Origin of the sequence: Vibrio ouci (assembly GCF_004551525.1) — a bacterium.
GTDB lineage: Bacteria > Pseudomonadota > Gammaproteobacteria > Enterobacterales > Vibrionaceae > Vibrio > Vibrio ouci.
Genome location: NZ_SATR01000057.1, coordinates 1 through 17,677 on the forward strand (window position 1 = coordinate 1; position 17,677 = coordinate 17,677).

Annotated in this window: 9 protein-coding genes and 5 pseudogenes; 5 read left to right on the forward strand and 9 right to left on the reverse strand. The window is 40.5% G+C overall.

All coding sequences use genetic code 11. The features are described 5' to 3' along the window. The first annotated feature begins 182 nt into the window (after positions 1-182). Entirely contained in the window at positions 183-1,376 is a 1,194-nt protein-coding gene (locus ELS82_RS21485) for an ISL3 family transposase (protein WP_134837281.1), read from the forward strand. A gap of 212 nt (positions 1,377-1,588) precedes the next feature. Here ELS82_RS21485 and ELS82_RS21490 read toward each other — a convergent pair. The 8 genes and pseudogenes from ELS82_RS21490 to ELS82_RS21525 all read right to left on the reverse strand — a co-directional run. After that, positions 1,589-2,985 (reverse strand): annotated as a pseudogene (locus tag ELS82_RS21490) (M28 family metallopeptidase); the annotation flags it as partial. Between the two features lie 70 nt (positions 2,986-3,055). Beyond that, positions 3,056-5,315: pseudogene (locus ELS82_RS21495) on the reverse strand (M4 family metallopeptidase). A 1,168-nt stretch (positions 5,316-6,483) separates the two neighbouring features. Next, on the reverse strand, positions 6,484-7,242 hold the full coding sequence (locus ELS82_RS21500) for an ABC transporter permease (protein WP_167489444.1): 759 nt from the start codon (positions 7,240-7,242) through the stop codon (positions 6,484-6,486). A gap of 23 nt (positions 7,243-7,265) precedes the next feature. Further along, a complete protein-coding gene (locus ELS82_RS21505; RefSeq protein ID WP_167489446.1) occupies positions 7,266-8,210 on the reverse strand; it encodes an ATP-binding cassette domain-containing protein in 945 nt (314 codons plus the stop codon). A 4-nt stretch (positions 8,211-8,214) separates the two neighbouring features. Next, on the reverse strand, positions 8,215-9,462 hold the full coding sequence (locus tag ELS82_RS21510) for a hypothetical protein (RefSeq protein ID WP_134837275.1): 1,248 nt from the start codon (positions 9,460-9,462) through the stop codon (positions 8,215-8,217). Between the two features lie 5 nt (positions 9,463-9,467). Next, positions 9,468-10,277 (reverse strand): nitroreductase family protein, encoded by an 810-nt coding sequence (locus tag ELS82_RS21515; protein WP_134837276.1) that lies wholly within the window; start codon positions 10,275-10,277, stop codon positions 9,468-9,470. 16 nt (positions 10,278-10,293) lie between these two features. Further along, entirely contained in the window at positions 10,294-11,610 is a 1,317-nt protein-coding gene (locus tag ELS82_RS21520) for a YcaO-like family protein (protein ID WP_134837277.1), read from the reverse strand. Next, positions 11,607-12,521, reverse strand: a complete 915-nt coding sequence (locus ELS82_RS21525) for a hypothetical protein (RefSeq protein WP_134837278.1) — start codon at positions 12,519-12,521, stop codon at positions 11,607-11,609. Before ELS82_RS21525 ends, ELS82_RS21520 begins: the two co-directional genes overlap by 4 nt. Positions 12,522-12,785: 264 nt before the next feature. Between ELS82_RS21525 and ELS82_RS21530 the strand changes: the two are divergent. The 3 pseudogenes from ELS82_RS21530 to ELS82_RS21540 all read left to right on the forward strand — a co-directional run. After that, positions 12,786-13,881 (forward strand): annotated as a pseudogene (locus ELS82_RS21530) (ISAs1 family transposase). 374 nt (positions 13,882-14,255) lie between these two features. Beyond that, positions 14,256-14,818 (forward strand): annotated as a pseudogene (locus ELS82_RS21535) (hypothetical protein); the annotation flags it as partial. 104 nt (positions 14,819-14,922) lie between these two features. Then, positions 14,923-15,047, forward strand: a pseudogene (locus ELS82_RS21540) (transposase); the annotation flags it as partial. 55 nt (positions 15,048-15,102) lie between these two features. Here the strand turns inward: ELS82_RS21540 and ELS82_RS21545 are convergent. Beyond that, positions 15,103-16,023: an IS5 family transposase gene (locus tag ELS82_RS21545; protein WP_134837279.1), complete on the reverse strand. Its 921-nt coding sequence runs from the start codon at positions 16,021-16,023 to the stop codon at positions 15,103-15,105. Between the two features lie 502 nt (positions 16,024-16,525). On the opposite strand from ELS82_RS21545, the gene ELS82_RS21550 reads away from it, so the two are divergent. Then, complete coding sequence (locus ELS82_RS21550) at positions 16,526-17,107, forward strand: hypothetical protein (RefSeq protein WP_134837280.1); 582 nt, start codon at positions 16,526-16,528, stop codon at positions 17,105-17,107. The last annotated feature ends 570 nt before the right edge of the window (positions 17,108-17,677 follow it).

A 17,677-nucleotide genomic window follows, 5' to 3' on the forward strand; every position in this document is an offset into this window, starting at 1 on the left:
TTACTCGCTGCAAAACAGCGAAAACCTGAACGATGGACTGGTGATATCAGGAACTGTAAGCCAGTTGGCGAAGTCCACCTAAATCCAGAAAGAGAAGCTGCTTAATAAGCGAGCAAATGATGGCAACTATCTTGAAAAACACCGATATCGCCAAACACAACCTACCAAAAACTACCGTTTTCATGTCGAATAGTACTTTCTTATCTTCCTTCTGGGAAGGCTTTCAGATTGTAAAGTCCCACAAAACTGATTCTTTAATAACAATTACTTTAAAGCCTGATTCCACCGCTGTGTGTCAATGCGGTCGCTCATCTAACTCTGTCCATGACTATCAGTGGCGAGTGCTCAAAGAAGCTATGATGTTCGATACCCCCGTTGAATTAGTGGTACAAACTCGACGGATAAACTGCTCTTCTTGTGGAGTCAAAACAGAGGCAATATCTTGGGTTGCTCCATATTCACGAATGACAAATCGCTTAAAAGGTTATATCGAGAAACTGCTCCCGTTGTTACCCATCAAGCATATCTCCGAACTGACTGGAGTGCATTGGCATACGATTAAGGAAGTTGATAAACACCGCCTTAAACGAGTTGTTCCAACGGTGCCTTGGAGTGATTTACGTCAGCTTGTTATGGACGAGTTCGCCATCTTCAAGGGGCACAGATATGCGACGGTCATTGCTGATGCCCAAACACACCAAGTGCTTTGGATTGGTATAGGTCGAAGCCGTAAGGACATTCGCCCATTCTTTGAAGAACTCGGCGATAATGCTGCCAATATTGAAGTTGTCGCGATGGATATGAACACTGCTTTTGATCTGGAAGTACAGGCGCATTGCCCAAATGCCCGAATTGTCTATGACTTGTTTCATGTCGTGGCTAAGTTCGGTCGGGAAGTCATGGACAGAGTTCGTGTAGATCAAGCGAATCAACTAAAGACTGATAAAAAAGCACGTCGTTGGATAAAACGTTCTCGATGGGTTCTTTTGAAAAATCGAGAGAACTTGAACATAAAGCAGCAAAGCTATCTTGATGAAATACTATCGATTAACCGAGAGCTCATGGTAACGCACTTGCTCGGTGCTCAGCTCAAGGAGCTTTGGTACTGTGACTCGGAGGAACAAGCTCAAGGGTTATGGGAAATCTGGTGGCAGCAGGTGAATGAAAGCGGCATACAGCCCCTCATCAACTTCACTAAAAAACTCAAACCTTACCTTCACGGTATCGTAGCATCGGCTTCATATCATCTGAATACTTGTACATTAGAAGGGATCAATAACAAGATAAAGCTTATTAAGCGGATGGGCTATGGCTACAGAGACACTGATTACTTCTTTCTAAAAATCAAAGCGGCCTTCCCCGGAAAGCCGCGATGAACCTATTAAAAGGGGCTGGGGGTGTGTATTTGACCACACTGTTTTTACATTAAGACCAAACTTCTCGTTTACAGGGGCACTTTCACTCCAAAATGGCAGGCTAGAATGATGAGATTACAGACCGCTTTTACCACTCAATTAGCAATAATGAGATGACAATACATGGCAAAGTCGCTTGGTGATAACAGTCGGTACATTGCTTGTTCTAGCACATTTAGGAATGGGCGACAGTCGAAATTCGTTACAGATACGGAATCGTTGTACTTAACGAATAAGTCAGCATCACCACTTCTCGGACCTGACATGGTGATCGTCACCTGCCCTGCTTTTTGTGTGTCAAAATTAAAGAGTTGCTCCTCTCCATATCCCCCGCCTGCAAATTGTCAACGGGTTCACCATCTTGTAAAAGCGTCACACCCGATACGCTGTCCATGCTCGACTCCACCAAATACGCCACTGCGAGTTTAGCGAAGTTGCTGGCATGAGTTGCCGTTGGATCCGCGTTTTCTAAAGTATCAAATTGGGTATGAATATTCGGGTTGGAGTCTTTAAACATACTCTCGAAAGGCATTGCGGCCGGGTAGCCTGCATTGTGCCAAGATGCATGGTCAGAACATGCGTAGCCACATCGGTCAAAGGAGTAGGTGATTTCTTGAGCATACTCATCAATCAACTCAGCCAAAAAGGCCGTTAGGTTGCTGTCCGTATAGTCTGTAATGAACGTAATGTCGTGCGCAGAGCCATTGTAGTTGGTCATATCAAGCTGCAAGGCTGAAAGAACGTTGGCCCCTTGGCTACTAAGCATTGATACCACATCCTGAGACCCTATTAAGCCAACCTCTTCCGCCGCGTAACCATAGAACTTAATCGTACGATCAGGCTGGACTCCACTGGCGATCATCAATCGAAGCGCCTCCGTTACAGTAGCAATACCCGATGCATCATCGTCCGCACCTGGCGAGATGGTGGGCGCTTCTGACCAAGTCCCTGTCATCGAATCTAAATGGCCACCCACAACAATAATATCTTCTGGGTACTTCGCCCCTAATAAGGTCACTTCAACTGACTTTTGAGGGAACCCAGTATGAGGAATTTGCTTTGCAGAAGCATAACTCACACCCTCGATTTCTTTTATCCAGCGCTCTAACAACCAGTTAGATGCTTCAATCCCCGTCTGTGTCGTATAAAAACGGTTGGTGAAAGATGTCATGCCTTCAATCGTTTTCACCAAGTTGGTTGGCTCTACCTGATTGATGAGCGTTTTGACCGTTTCATGATGACTTATCGTGGGTTTGTTAAATGTTTTTATTGTCGTCGGCATCGCTGCAGCTTTCATTGCACTGGCTTTATCTGGGTGCACCATATAGCCACCACAACGATGTTTGTCATGCTGCATGTGACTGGATAACGTCGCTAACTTATCTCGAGGAATCTTAGCAACGATCGCTGGTCGCGCACCGAAAAAGTCAGAATACACCACAGCGCCGTGTTGAATAGCTAAGTGCTGAGCATCTGCGTCTGTTGTGATCCACACCTCTTCTTGCAACGGAGATTCACTCGCGGCAACAGTGCCGCTCATTAATGCTATCGCTAATAAGCTCTTTTTCATTTGTTGTTTTTCCTTTTCTAGCCGTACATGACGAATTAGGGCTCCGTTAGAAGCCCTTCATATTGCGTTATTATTTATTTGGTTTTAGGAATCGGTAACGCTTCGTTTCAGAACACACATTACCAGAGAGGTACACACCTGGTATTCCACGTCGACCGTGCCGTTGTGCTCAAATTGGTCAACGTAAGACTGGAAGTCCGTTACACCTACGTTTTTACCATCACGCTTCACGATGAAGTAATCGTCAGTGCTGTATTTCCAAGAAAGTTTGTCACGAGCTTTACCATTCGGGAACTTGTTACCAAAGTTCAGTTTCAGCGGGATGCATCCGTTTGGCCTTCTTCGATCGTCACTGTTTGTGTCGTCGAAGTGGCACTACCTGCATCATCCGTTACGGTTAACGTTACTGCGTAGTCACCTACCGCAGCATAAGTGTGTGATACCGTTTTACCCGATACTGATTGGTCAAACGACGTTACTGGTGGCAAGTTCGCACTACTATCATCGTATGAAGCTGTCAGTTCTGCACCGTCGTATGCCTCGAAACCAAATACATTAACGGTATAGCGCCCCTGCTCAGGGTTTTCGATCACACAAACTTCGTCAGAAAACGAACTGCTAAGACAAATGTTTTTGGTTGGAGAAGGTGCGTAATCCAAGCCTACAAAAATATCTGGATCGCCATTTGGCACTGCAAGGTTAATCGTAAGCTGTGATTTCCCTTCTGGTACTTCAATATCAAAGTAAGTTTTCGACCCAGCACCGCCACTAACAGTAACCGCGGTGCCATTTTCTAGGCGTTGGTATTCTGGCTCTGGTGGCAATGGTGGCTCTGGTGGCTCCGCACAAGGCTCTACACCCACAATACCAAACGCATCAACAACCGCAGAAGCGTCATAACCTAGGTCACTCGCTGCACTTTTAACGCCACACGCCCCTTCCCAGAAGTTACTGTCTTGTGACCAGTAGATCTGGTTGGCAAGAACGAACAATTCAAACGCTTTCTTCGTATCCCAGCCATCCGTTGTCGCAAGGTGGTAGAAAGCTTTGTTGAATATACCCGAGCTGGAATGCACGCCAATGCCATCGGAATAATCTTTAACATGGCTGATAGAATAACCATCACGCTCAGGATCGTCCAAGTAACGCAGGGCGCCATCTCCTTTAAAGATGTCTTGGCCGACCATCCAGTCATTCTCGCCCTTCATGTAGAACTCTGCCGCTTCACCCGAGATATCTGAGAAAGCCTCGTTCATACCACCAGACTGATTAGCGTAAACCAGAGCTGAGTTTTGCTCGGTAAAGCCATGGCTAGTTTCGTGCGCTACCACATCAAGGCTAACCACTGGGTAGAAGAAACTCTCACCGTCACCGAATGTCATTGCCTGACCATCCCAGAACGCGTTTTCGACCCCAGTGCCGTAGTGAACGCGCATCATCATCTTAAAGTCAAGCGGTGCCGTATCGAACCAGTTTTTATACATGTCGAATACGATGGTGCCAAAGTAATGTGCGTCGTTTAGTGGCGAGTAACCGCCATTGATTTCTTGGAATTCATTGCGCGGGCATTCGTAGCTGTATGGAGTAGAACCCTCGGTGCCGCCATTTAGGTTAACCGTAATAACTTTCTCCGACTCCATCACACAGTTAGTGCCATCCTCTTGTACGTTGAGAAAGGGGTAATCCGTACCGTACTCGTACATACCCGTTTTTTCATTACCACCAGGACCAGTACCGATTTGTGCGTGTGCAATCCCTTCCCAACGGTCGATGATTTCGCCACTGTGTGCATCTAACATGGTAAACGGACGAGATGGTTGAAGGCTGTTCGCTAGCAGGTAAGAAACCACGTAGACCAAACGAGTCTTCTTGCCGTCTTGGTAGATGAATAACTCATCTTGAACATTTCGCAATAACTTAGCTGCGAAGTCTTTATTCTCAATGCCCTTAGACGCGACTTTTAGTGCATCTGCACGGTTCAACTTCGGCTTAACAAAGCTACGATCCAAGTCATTCACACGAAGGTAGCTGCCTTGTACCGTTTTTAATGCATCGCCCTTGAAGCTTTGAGTCGCATTCAGAGAATGGCCCCATACAGGAACACCCCAAACGTTTTGCTGAATCTTAACTTTATAAACGCCACGTTTTTTTAGGTGGATACTTTTAACCTGTTTAAAGCTAGAAGCATTGTTAACGCCTAGTTGTGAGTTGAGGCCAGAGAAGTTGGTGAAGTTAACTGGCTGGGTAAGTGTGACTGATTCACCTGCGTGTACTGACATGGTCATTACACCTGAAACAGAGACTGCTATCAGACGTTTTTTGATTGTCATTGATCTATCTCCTTTGTGTATTCGAATAGAATCTATCAGAAAAAAACACATCAAAGACGATACTTAAAACCAATAAAAAAGTTGTGATAGCTTCGCTTTAAGAAGAATGAAACTGGCAAATCTAAGAGTTACAAATTTGTTAATTTTCAATCTCTCAGTGATTAACCTCTCATTTATAGACTCAATAAATTACATTTCCATCATTAGATAATTTGATTTAGAGCCTATCTCAATAGGTGTTGTCTCTTTCTTTTTAAATCAACCATAAAGGAAAGAACCCTAACAGCCCTCGAAGTGAGCTTTTCAGTGGGTAAGAGTGTCCCACAAATCCCTCTTCTGTTTCATTGAAATCCATTGAGACTTCAATGTTAAAACCACCAGATTTGAGACTAACTGTCTCACACCCCTTACCAGTAAAGGGTTCAATGACAATTCAATGAAAAATCCATTGAAATCCCATTGAAAACACGTCGATCCATTGCCACTAAAGGGCTCAATGAAAATTCAATGAAAATACATGTTTTTTCATTGAAATAAGCACCAAATTTTAGTGAAGAATTTGAAAATTTTTCACGCCTGTAAAAACATAAACCACCAAGACCTATATTATTGTTTTTGTAGCTTTTTTATTTTCACAGACAACCATTCGGATTGAAAATCAATCCGCCGAGGTGTGTGGTGAAGAATTGAAAACGCAGGGGCATTTTTTGGAATGCTTTTCGCTCAGTCTTTGTTTTCGCTAAGAGCCTAAATTATCGGTGAAAAACGCCCCTATTAAAAGGGGCTGGGGGTGTATTTTTGACCACACTGGTTTTACATTAAGACCAAACTTATCGTTTACAGGGGCACTTTCACTCCAAAATTACAGGCTAAGAATGACGAGGTTTCAGACCGCTTTTGGCTCTCAATTAGTAATAGTGAAATGACAATACATGACACTGCCGCTTGGTATTCACAGTCGGTACAATGCTTGTTCTAGCGCATTTTGGACAGATCTAAGCTAACCACGATAACTAGCTCGTAGTTGGACAATTATTAGCTAGATCAAAAGCTCTAATTTATTCCATTTTGATTACTATTTTTGACCGAAAAAAGCGGCTAGTTGCTCTTTAATCAAATAAAGGTGCATAGATATTCAAAAGGCAAGGTTTACACCTTGCCTTTGTTATTACCGAATACGACCTACAGGGAGAAATAAATATCGGTCAGACGCAAACCACACAAAGAGTATTCCTAAAAAAAACAAAAAACTGCCAACAGTCAAAATATAGAAATAATTTTCACCGGAAAATGCGCTTAATAGTATATTATTAAAACTATAAAAAGGGGATGTTGTTATAAAAACTTTGCTCCAACTAGGTAGGGCTGATAATGGTATAAAGACATTCGATGACATCAACGCATATACATATATAATATTTGCAATCGCAAGCATTGTTTGACTATTCCTACAATAACGAGAAACAATAAGTGCAAGACCAAAACAAAAAATACTAGTTATTATTAGTGCCCAAAAACCCAAAAAAAACATTCCAACGTTTAATTTAAAACCAGCATCAAGTATAATTAGACTCGAAATAACAAACAGAATAGAAAACCCAACAATCAACACCATTCGAGAAACAATTATTGCCATCGAGATTTCAAAGTAACTGACTGGAGCTATTACATATGATAAGAATGCATTATGCGACCTAAAATCGCAAATAGTTTGAGCAAGACCAAATATTGACATTGAAACTATAGTCAGCATCGTTAAACCAATAATACTAGAAAAATAAAAGTCTACTGAACCCTCATCTCTAGGATCAAATAGAAATATAAGCAAAAGAAGCATCATGACTGGATAAAAAAATGTCCAAAACAATGCAGTTAAATTTGTTACAAATGACTTTGTTTCTAACCTAAATATAGAGGAGAAAATCATACACATCTACCTTAATAAACTGATTAAAATGATAGAGCACAATCGTCATTAAGACGACTACCTTCAACAGAAAGCAAAAGATCTTTAGGTGTTAATTTTCGCCAAGTAAAAGATAACTTTTGAATATTAGAATTTTCTAAAGCACGAGGGAGAGAACTACTACCAAACAATAACAATCTACCATCATCAAGAATTATCTTCATTTTACAATCAGAAATACCTTTAACCTTTGACATTATAAACCTTAATTCAGACTCGTTATTGATTATGATCTCTAAAACCCCTTCACCGAGACGTTCGTAAATTAAATCATGTAATTTACCTTGGTAAATAACTTGTCCATCTGTCAGGAAAATCACATTTTGCGCCACGGAGAGAATCTTTTCATTATGTGTAGCAACTATTGTTGTTTTACTTAATGATGAACGTTCAGCAATAATTTGAGCTGTGGTTCTAATTCTTAAATCATCGAGACTCCTTTCCGGCTCGTCTAATAAAGCTAGATCGGGTTGGTGATTCAGAGCTAAAAATATATTAACCCTTTGTTTTTGCCCACTAGATATATTATCAAAGGAAGAACTTTTCAAGTCTTCTGGAATTAAACTTGAAATTTTTTCTGATAAATTTTCTTCAAAGCAATCATAAACACTGAAGTAGTAACGAAAAATATCTTTTACATTAGTCCCTGATGGAAAGTTTAGATTTTGACTAGCATAACCAATACGAATACGATTCGGAGGTAATCTGTCAGAATAAGCCTGACCAGAGAGACTTGCTTTAAATGTAAAATCTGGTCGCAGTCCCATCATTACATTTAACAATGTTGACTTTCCAGAGCCATTTGGACCTATAATGGCCGTTGCCTTACCATCTTCAAATGACAAATCTTTTAGTGAAACTATGGTGGTAGGTGCCTCACGACTATTACCTATATATCTTATTTTTTCTATTTCTAAATATGAATTCATATTATTAGCTATCATTTTTTACATATTTAAATTGTGGAATAATTATACCATGTTTATCATGAAGTTCTTTAGACAAAGATAATGCATCTTCATTGGAGCCCCCAGCGAACTTAGGGAGATAGTAGTATAAATACAGTAGAATTATCATTGCATCCTTACTTAAATTAGTATCCTCAATTTTTTCAACTAAAGTTTTGATTAGTAACTTTGATGAGTCAATAAAGGAATCTAGAGATGAAAAAGAATACATAATTCTTACTTGGCTAGATATACTAAATAACCATCTAACATTAATAAAATCAATTGGAAGTTTTTTAGATACTTTATGAATTTCATCTAAGAGTTCATTATCAAAAGATGGTTCAGATGCTAATAATACAGAACATCTAGCTATGTTTAACCACTCGTCGTAGGTATACTTAACAGGATCTCCCTTAATTATCTTACTGACTTGATTTTTAAATAATGAATGACGTCCTTTAAAATAGTCATCAGTAGGGTTAATAGATTTATAACAAGCTTCCTTACTGGACATCAAGTAATCAGCCTTTTTAAGGCTTTCTTCCATTAAAAGATAACACTCATATTCGGTACTAGAGTTTTGACATGAGCGTATTAATTTCTTAGCATTTTTAATTCCTCCTATTAATAAAGCAGAACAAATACTCGCCGAACCATATACGTAAGGATTACTCTTATTGGTTCTAGATCGAACTTTATGTTCTAACCATTCATTAGAAACTGCAACATCCTCTAAATCTCTAAAAATAGAAGCTATATCTTCTATGAATGTTGCTAACCCTTCATCAACCATAGAGTAACCCGATAATGCAAACAAATGTGTTGTTTCATGGTAAATATCATTAGTATTTGACAATTTATCTTCATTTATTACAGCAACCGATGTTCCATTTGTAAAAAGAATGCAATGTTGATCATTAGAGTTATATTTTGAGACAATAAGAATTCGGTATTCAGATAACGTATCTGTTATTTTTTCAGATAAATCCTTACAAATTTTATAAGAACTTATGACTCTTTCTCTTATTGAACTTTCGATACCTGATTGAAAAATAATTATATCTTTTGAAGATATACTAAAAATTAAGGAATCTCTTTCCAATAAAATGGACATTGCATTAATTCTATTTGGCGTAATTAATTCATTTACCTCATCAAGCCATTGTCCATCATTTATTAAACCTGAACCTAACCATATATCTTCGAGTTTTAAAGGTGTTATACAATCCATGAGAACTACTTTCCATACCAGATAACTGAACCAAGAGTCTCTAAAGAAGGATCTGCACCAAGTAGATCTGTTCCTTTATCATCGTAAAAAGCCCCCCAATTTAAAGTTTCTATATCTTGGTCTGCTAGTATTAATGATAAGTGTTGGCTTACAATACCTAACTCGATTAACGCGAAACGGTATCCAGCGATTCCATACTTTATTACGGTCCGCTCCCATAATACACTTAGTAATATTGCTCCACGTGTAGTATGCACTAATGATTTATCTGAACCAACACATAACGCATTTTCTACTTCAGTAACTGAAATATCACGACGAATCATATGTAACGTACTTGTATTAGGATTAAAATATTTAAGCTCAAATCCATTATTAGTTGGTTCTAATAGATGTATCTCCACAGGATATAAACCTCCAGGAGATGGATAAGGCCTAAAATTTAAATATATACTATCATCGACATGAGCTTGTGCTTTACGAGTAGGTGTACAAGACATTAGAGATCGTAATAGTCCTGAACGATTGAATGGTTTTTTCAGATCAAAACTTCGACAGGATCTTCTTTGCTCAATGGCCTTATACAAGCGTTCAGGGACATCTACATTTATTAACTCCGTATCATATGAAGGAGTTGCCTTGTAATTTCTTGATGCTTCTTGGGCTCCCCTTATTGAATCCATATAAAGACCAGTTCTCAGAAAAAAAGACATTGAACTTATTGGTTTTAATTTTGTTCTATCATGAAATTCTAATATATCTTTCATTTCTAAAGCATCAAAACTATGGGGGGTAATATATTTTTCAATTGACATGTTTTTATTCTTATTATTACGGAAAGGAATGAGGTGGAAAAAGTGACACAGTTACTGATTCAGGAAATCCAAGCCAATCAAGAAATCCCTCTAATCTCCGCGGATCTGTATGAGTCTTTGTATATCCGGAAGAAAGAGGCTGTAGCCCAGGAGCAAATGCACGAATCACATAGAAGCCGAGGTCACGAATGTCAGGAGATGTCAAATCAACTAATAGCGGATCAAAACCAATACTAGAAAGTCTTTCTGCAATAATACCCACCTGATCTTTTACTGGTAAATCACTTGTACAAAGTGACATCCAATCTTCAGGAAATTTGTCAATCTCGATCATATCTTGATTTAACCATTTATATTTTTCGCTACGTTCAGGCTTTAGATACCATGCTACATGGTCTCTAAAGTCATCAATTAAATCTGGAGCTTCAATTGTTGTATTTAAACGTTTCATATCAAGACACCAATTGTATGTATGAAATGCTTCGATCATCGCTTTTTGTAGAGCTTTTTGAGGATTTAAGTTGCAAGAAGCACCTGAAGCTATACCTCCACCCGGGACTGAGATCACACAAACTATAACTGGTGTCTTAAGATCTGTTCGTAATGCTAAGACTTTATAAGCTACTTTTAATCGATTTAATTCTTCTGCAAAGTCTGTTGGTAGACACTTTCGTACAAATTCTTTAGACAAAGACAATGGAGGTATTTCGGTTAGCCAATAACAAGAATATGCATCTCGTTCTATCAATTCGCAGAATCCAGATAATGCTGCGTCATAATATGTAGAATGGCAAGCTAATCCCGTACTATATGTGCGGTCTAATATGTCGGATTGTCTCGGCGCGTCATACCTCATAAACGCAAGAGAGGCGGGAACATAGCTCGAAGCACCAGTCAATATATTTTTTGCTTCTGTCCAGTTACGTTCAATATTAGGGTCTGGTTTTGGATAATTTACGTAACCATTTATATAACTGATTTCAGAAAAATGTATCATCTTCTCAAGAAAATCCCTTCCACCAGCCACTTCATCAGCCACCGCCACTGTTTGAGATAAATGGTCGTATATTCCTGAATTATAGCGTTCAATAGCCTCCCCTATAGTCGACCACATAGCTTCTGAGCGAGTTAGTCCAGCTCCGGATGCTTGACGGGAAATTGCTGGGAACCTGTTTCGTAACTTTTTTTTGTCCAATACTACTGGGTCGGAATATTCAGCCATATAAATTTGTATTAGTGGCTCACAATATTGAGGAGGGGCCTCATAAATACATGAAATAATGCCAGATTCAAAATCAACAAGTTTTTTTAAGGTATCTTCCAATATCGTCATGCCATATCCCTTATCGCTCGTTTTGGGCGTTCAACATCACTACAGGTAGAACAGAATGGATTTCGTACGACAAATTTTTTAGAATACTCTCCTGTCAATGCAGCCCAACTTTCAACATTACTAGGTTCTAATATATTAAACTGGCGAACCTTTGCTAAATTTAAAGTCCTCATAACGATATATGAAGCAAGGTTATTTATAGTTATTCCTAATGGAAGATTTGAAACCGAAATAGGTAACGTTAAATCATATACTTCGGCTTCATCAATAAATTGAGAAGCTGAATTAATACGATCAGCGAAACAATTAAAACAAGCTGATTCGTTTAAAATAGAAAATGGACCCAGTCTTAGAGTTCCACCATCAAACCAAAAAGCTACTTTTAACAATGAGTCTGGCGAATTTTTCCAAAGAGACTTAATACTTGAAATATCATCAGAATCGCAACAAATAAAAGTAATATCAGGATTATCTTGAGATTCCTCCATGTTAGAAACTCTTTTGATAGAGTTTTTAACAATATCTGCAAGTTCACCTGAGCCAAATACTCCAACATTTTTTATGGCTAGACTATCAATTACATCCTTTTTCAACTCTAAAGTACGGAGATCTTCATTAGCTAACAAAGAATCAAACGTGTTATTTATTCCCATACGTTCAGCATATATCACACCCAAAGATAATAGATCATTAAATATATCTTCCACATCTTCTGATTCGACACCATATTCAGTAATTTTAGTCAACCAGTCTTCATAAGACATTATACTGTCCGTCATAACGATCGATTGAATTATATTTGATCTAAATTCAATTGTGACATTATTATGGTCAGGGTAACGGAATTGTACTTTTTCATTATTAATCACACTGATTTTTAATGTTTTATTTACTAAGTATTTATTATTCATTTTTAATCTATACTAAAATAATTATTAAAACTCTGTTCAAAATAAATTTACTTAATTAAAAGTAGTGATTAAATTTTTGTTACAGAGCTAGATATTTGGCTAAAATTACAGCTCTCGCTGTAATTTTATAATTAGCACTAATTTACAGGTAAACAAGGGCGGGTTCGAGCTTTAATAATTGAAAATAAAGGACTTTATTTCATAGGGAACTTTTCCAGGTAATCACGATCTGATCATAAAGTTAAAAACATGAGAAACTCGTACATGATTATCATTGAGCAGCTAAAAAAAGTGAAAGATACCCGTTCGCATATCAACCAAGTTTATCCTGTTATGGAAGTGGCTTTCTTGGTCATAACAGCCATGATTTGTGGTCAAAATAAATGGACTGATATTAAGGATTTCGGCGAAGGAAATATCGAGTGGTTACGTGAGTATTTTCCTTACGCCAACGGTCTCCCCACTCGACATAATATTGCAGCGATAATGAGATCTGTTGTACCAGAGACGCTCTTGGAAGCGATGGTCGGCTGGGTCAATTTGCACAGAGAGAAGCATGCACAACCGATAATCAGCGTTGGTTCTAAAAGGAGCGAAAGCAAGTAAACAAGAACACCCTCTCTATATGGTTTCCGCATTTGATGTAGACGAAGGTTTGACTCTCACACATCAACCTTGTGACGGTAAAGGCATGGAGCTAATAGCGATAAAAAACATGCTCGACGCTTTGGATATCAAAGGATGTTTATTAACTGCTGATGCGCTTCATTGCCAGGTTGAAACACTGAAGAAAGTAGTTGATAAAGGTGGGGATTTCTTAGTACAAGTCAAACTGAATCAGCCAAGTTTGTTAGCAGAAATTGATGTGCAGTTCCAAGACTATTGGGCTTTGCCTGAAGAACAACAGGAGTCGTATATCACTAAAGATAAAGGGCATGGAAGAGAAGATATTCGTGAGGTTTACGTGCTTCCTGCCACCTTCAGCAAAGAACTCAAAGAGAAGTGGTGTGTTGTAAAAAGCATTGTTGCAGTGGTAAGAGATAGAAGTGTCAGAGGGAAAGGAAGCTATGAAACATCGTACTATATTTGCACAGACCATTTATCTTTAGAGTTAGCTTCAAACGCAACAAGAAAACACTGGCACATCAAGAACCAGCAGCACTGGGCGTTGGACGTTATTTTCAAAGAAGACGAGCAGCAGATTTACGCTGGGGACTCAGCGTTGAATATGGCTTGTTATCGCCGATTTGTGCAGAACCTCTTCAGAAAATCAGAAGGGAGCTTATCTGTACCACGTAAGATGAATAAAGCCGCGTGGGATAAAGATTATAGAGCAAACGTTCTCTTTACATCAGCTTAACAAAGTACATTCGCGCCCTTACAGGTAAACTTGTAGTTTTCTGTATCAACAGAATAAATAGGTATAACTTCTACCCCCCACAACTGCAAGAGGAGGATGTTGTAGTACAAGTACGTCCAGCCGACACAGCTAACCCAATAGGAGACTTCATTCGAATTCGATCTGAGCTTGAATAAAACTTGATTTTTTTCATACACTTAATTACCAGTACTGATTAAAATTAGCTTTCAACTTATCATAGCTTCGCCATAATATAGAACAGGTTTTTATATAGATTGTGATAATGATCTACAATTCCATTCTTGGCATCAATAAACACTACATTCAGCATTGATATTGCGCCGGGCTTTGATGTTGCCTAGTTCAGTGGAACTAAACCAGAAGAGCTAACTGACAATGAAGCTCACAACAAAAAGATGCGATCACAGGCCGCATCATTAAGATTATTGAGCAAGACCTTGCCGATGAGCCTTACGCGCAAAAGTACCTCTCGAAGCTACTTAACTAAGCGATTCAGCAAGCCAAAGAGATGTTTGATGCACCTGTAAAGCAATACTTACTGTTTACTGATTTCGAAGAGCAAGTGAAAGAATGCAAAGTCGATGGTATACTGGCAGATCGCTTTGCGGAGCTAGTTCCTAAAATAAAACCGCACGTAAAGACATTCTATTTTCTATTCCCTCATCATTTAGGGGATAATGTTTTGCCAGAAGAACAAAGCTTCAGTTATGCGTTACAAATCGACGAGATCGTTACCGCCGCTGTTGCTGAGTTTTCAATTAATCCTCAAGAAATAGAGAATCAGATCCGACGTAAGTTAATCCCTGTGTTGTTCAAAGCGATAGGCATGGATAATACGCACACTGACAGGATCTACACTTACAACAATCAGAAATACCTTTTTAATGGGGCTTTGTTTCCTAAATCAAGGAACTAAATCATTAACCTACGATCTGATCAGCTAAGTTCACTCAAGTACTTAGACCAATGGCCTAGCCTCGCTACAAAACAACTAACTGGAAGCAATATAACCAAGCTTTAATCAATCGTGGTTCACTGACATTTTGGATTGATGAAGAGGCAATCCAACACTGGAAACAGGTCAAGCAAGGCAACCATAAAGGCTTCGTTTGTTTAGTGACTTAGCCATTACGACGGCTCTTATGGGCTTTGTTGCGTAATTCGAACAAAAAACCAAAACTGCCTGAACTTGAGTAATTCTTATACAACATATCGAGTTTCAGGCATACCAAGCCCTGTAAGCTTGTTCAGCGCTTTAATCATGGCGTAGGTTTCACCAACCTGAGAATTGTAATTTCTCAGGCTTAACTTCCCACCTAGCAACTGCTTTACTCGATACATGGCTGTTTCTGAGAGTGAACGCTTGTGATAACCGTACCGCTTTTTCCACTTCTTGTTAGAGCCGTAGAGCTTTTGGCAACCCACAGCTAAATTGCGAGGGTGTCCTTTCTCCCAGAAGGCAGCCCCTTCTCTTGGTGGGATAAGCGGAACAGCTCGTTTAATCCGTATGGAATCATGACAATTTCTTGTGTCGTAAGCACCATCTCCAGATATCTCGATGATTCGTCGACGTGTTTGCTTGAGCAAATTAGGAAGAACTTCTGCATCAGTGACATTAGATAAACTCAGTTCTGCTGCTATTATCTCGTGAGTGCTGGTATCGACTGCTAAATGCAGCTTTCTCCAGACTCTGCGCTTCCCATCAGTACCATGCTTCTTGACCTTCCATTCACCTTCTCCATAAACCTTGAGACCAGTAGCATCAATGGCCAGATGCTGTATCGCACCTCTGGTTTTAGTTTTAAATGAAACCTCAACTTCCTTAGCTCGACGGCTTATACAGGTGTAATGCGGACAAACAAGCGGAATGTTAGCCAGCTTAAATACTGAGTCTAGAAAGCCTTGCAACGCTCTCAACGGCATGGAGAAAACGCGTTTCACCATCAATGCGGTTGTAATGGCTAGATCGCTGAATTGACGAGGTCTGCCGCGCTTACTCTGTTTGCTTTGATTCCACTCGCTTATGGCTTCTTCATCAATCCAGAAAGTGAGTGAACCACGGTTGATTAGGGCTTTGTTGTACTGTTTCCAGTTCGTTGTTTTGTAACGAGGTTTTGGCATAAGGCTACGATGGTTAACTGATGTAGCCGGTCAGATCGTAACTTCTTGATTTAGTTCCATCGATTTACGCAACAGAGCCACCTGCCTCCTAAACCCCGCCCGTGATAACGCCTCGGGTAGACCGCGTCATTACCGAATGTCCGTATTATTGGTTAATAATATTTAAATAGAACTAATAAAAACATTTAACGCGTGAGAACTCCGCCCGACAAAGGCTTGGTAAGTGGCTGAATATCGTTGGATTTCAGCCAGGCAAAGTGGCCACCTTGGCCAAAGCCGTCACCGCGCGCCAACCAGCAATACCACGCCTTGGATCTACAATCGATACTAGGCCTACCCGGTGGACGGTGTAGGAGACCGCTAACCGAATAAGAAGGGATAGACCATGATAGACACATATTACGCACGCCGACTGTTGCCCCTACTGCTGCTCACTGGGCCAACTTACGCTGGGTCCGACGCTAATTTCTATTGGACGGATAGGACCGCTGAGGTCAATGATGTGAATTTTACCATCGTGACACCGACAACCCCTGCGCGTGGCGCGGATCAAAAGATCCTGTTTTCGAGCACCATAACCTATGAATTTCCAACCGGGTCAGACATCAAACTCGAAAGCGGCATCCGGTGGTATACCACGGAAGGGTGGGCGATGTACTGTCGTTCCTACAAAGATGGTCGGTTGCATAAGGCCTCACGACGCCCAGTCCGTCCAGGAACGAAAGTGTCAGGCGTACTGAGTGTGGTTAACGATCCGCAAACCGGGCAGAGCGACTTGGCTTGCTTCGCCATCGCGGCCGGTTATCCCCAGGCCTCGGTCAAAGAGGGACCCTTTCCACATGTCACGTTTGATTTTGGCGAATTGTTGTTCAATAACACCAATTACAACACTGGCGGCGATTGTCGCCAGTTGGTCGATGCACGCGAGATACGCTTCTCCGATATTAAGATTTCCACCCGCTCTGCCATCTCGACCATCGACTGGCAGACCGACCACGACTCCTCATGTCAGCGTCAAGTGGTGGTGCTCGACAACAGTAGCTCGCACGGCGTGCTCGCGATCAGGCAAAATCCGGCTCAATAGGGGGGGCTCAGGGTATGCTTTACAGGCCTGAGTGCCGCCCTAGCGTGTGCTGAGGACGTCGCCGAGGCGACGCCCCTCGACGGCTCGGGATCATGCCAGCCTATTTTTTGTCCAGTATGAGGGTTTCTACCCAAACAAGAGCCTGTATCGCCTCTGGCGTGAGGGCGGTGTCGTTGCCGGTCGATGGATCGGCGATCAGGACGTTGTTGGCCTCACTCTCGTAGCCGAAGATCAATAGGTGTGTGCGGCCTAATTGAAAATGCAGGGGCATTTTTTGGAATGTTATTCGATCAGTCTATGTTTCCGCTAACATCCTAAATTAACGGTGAAAAACGCCCCTATTGAAAGGGGCTCGGGGTGTATAATAGAGCACACTTTTTTTTGTATTGAGGCCGATTTCTCGTTTACAGGGGCATTTTCACGGCTTTGTTGCTTAAATCAATGGAACTAAATCAAGAAGCTATGATCTGATCGGCTACACCCATCAATCGTCGTAGCCTCATGCCGAAACCCCGTTACAAAACAACTAACTGGAAAAAGTACAATAAAGCCTTAATCAACCGTGGTTCT

Coding starts and splice junctions, on each gene's coding strand:
- ELS82_RS21525 (WP_134837278.1), bottom strand. CDS start 12,521: ATGAATAATAAATACTTAGTAAATAAAACATTAAAAATCAGTGTGATT.
- ELS82_RS21505 (WP_167489446.1), bottom strand. CDS start 8,210: ATGAATTCATATTTAGAAATAGAAAAAATAAGATATATAGGTAATAGT.
- ELS82_RS21485 (WP_134837281.1), top strand. CDS start 183: ATGTCGAATAGTACTTTCTTATCTTCCTTCTGGGAAGGCTTTCAGATT.
- ELS82_RS21510 (WP_134837275.1), bottom strand. CDS start 9,462: ATGGATTGTATAACACCTTTAAAACTCGAAGATATATGGTTAGGTTCA.
- ELS82_RS21545 (WP_134837279.1), bottom strand. CDS start 16,023: ATGCCAAAACCTCGTTACAAAACAACGAACTGGAAACAGTACAACAAA.
- ELS82_RS21520 (WP_134837277.1), bottom strand. CDS start 11,610: ATGACGATATTGGAAGATACCTTAAAAAAACTTGTTGATTTTGAATCT.
- ELS82_RS21515 (WP_134837276.1), bottom strand. CDS start 10,277: ATGTCAATTGAAAAATATATTACCCCCCATAGTTTTGATGCTTTAGAA.
- ELS82_RS21500 (WP_167489444.1), bottom strand. CDS start 7,242: ATGATTTTCTCCTCTATATTTAGGTTAGAAACAAAGTCATTTGTAACA.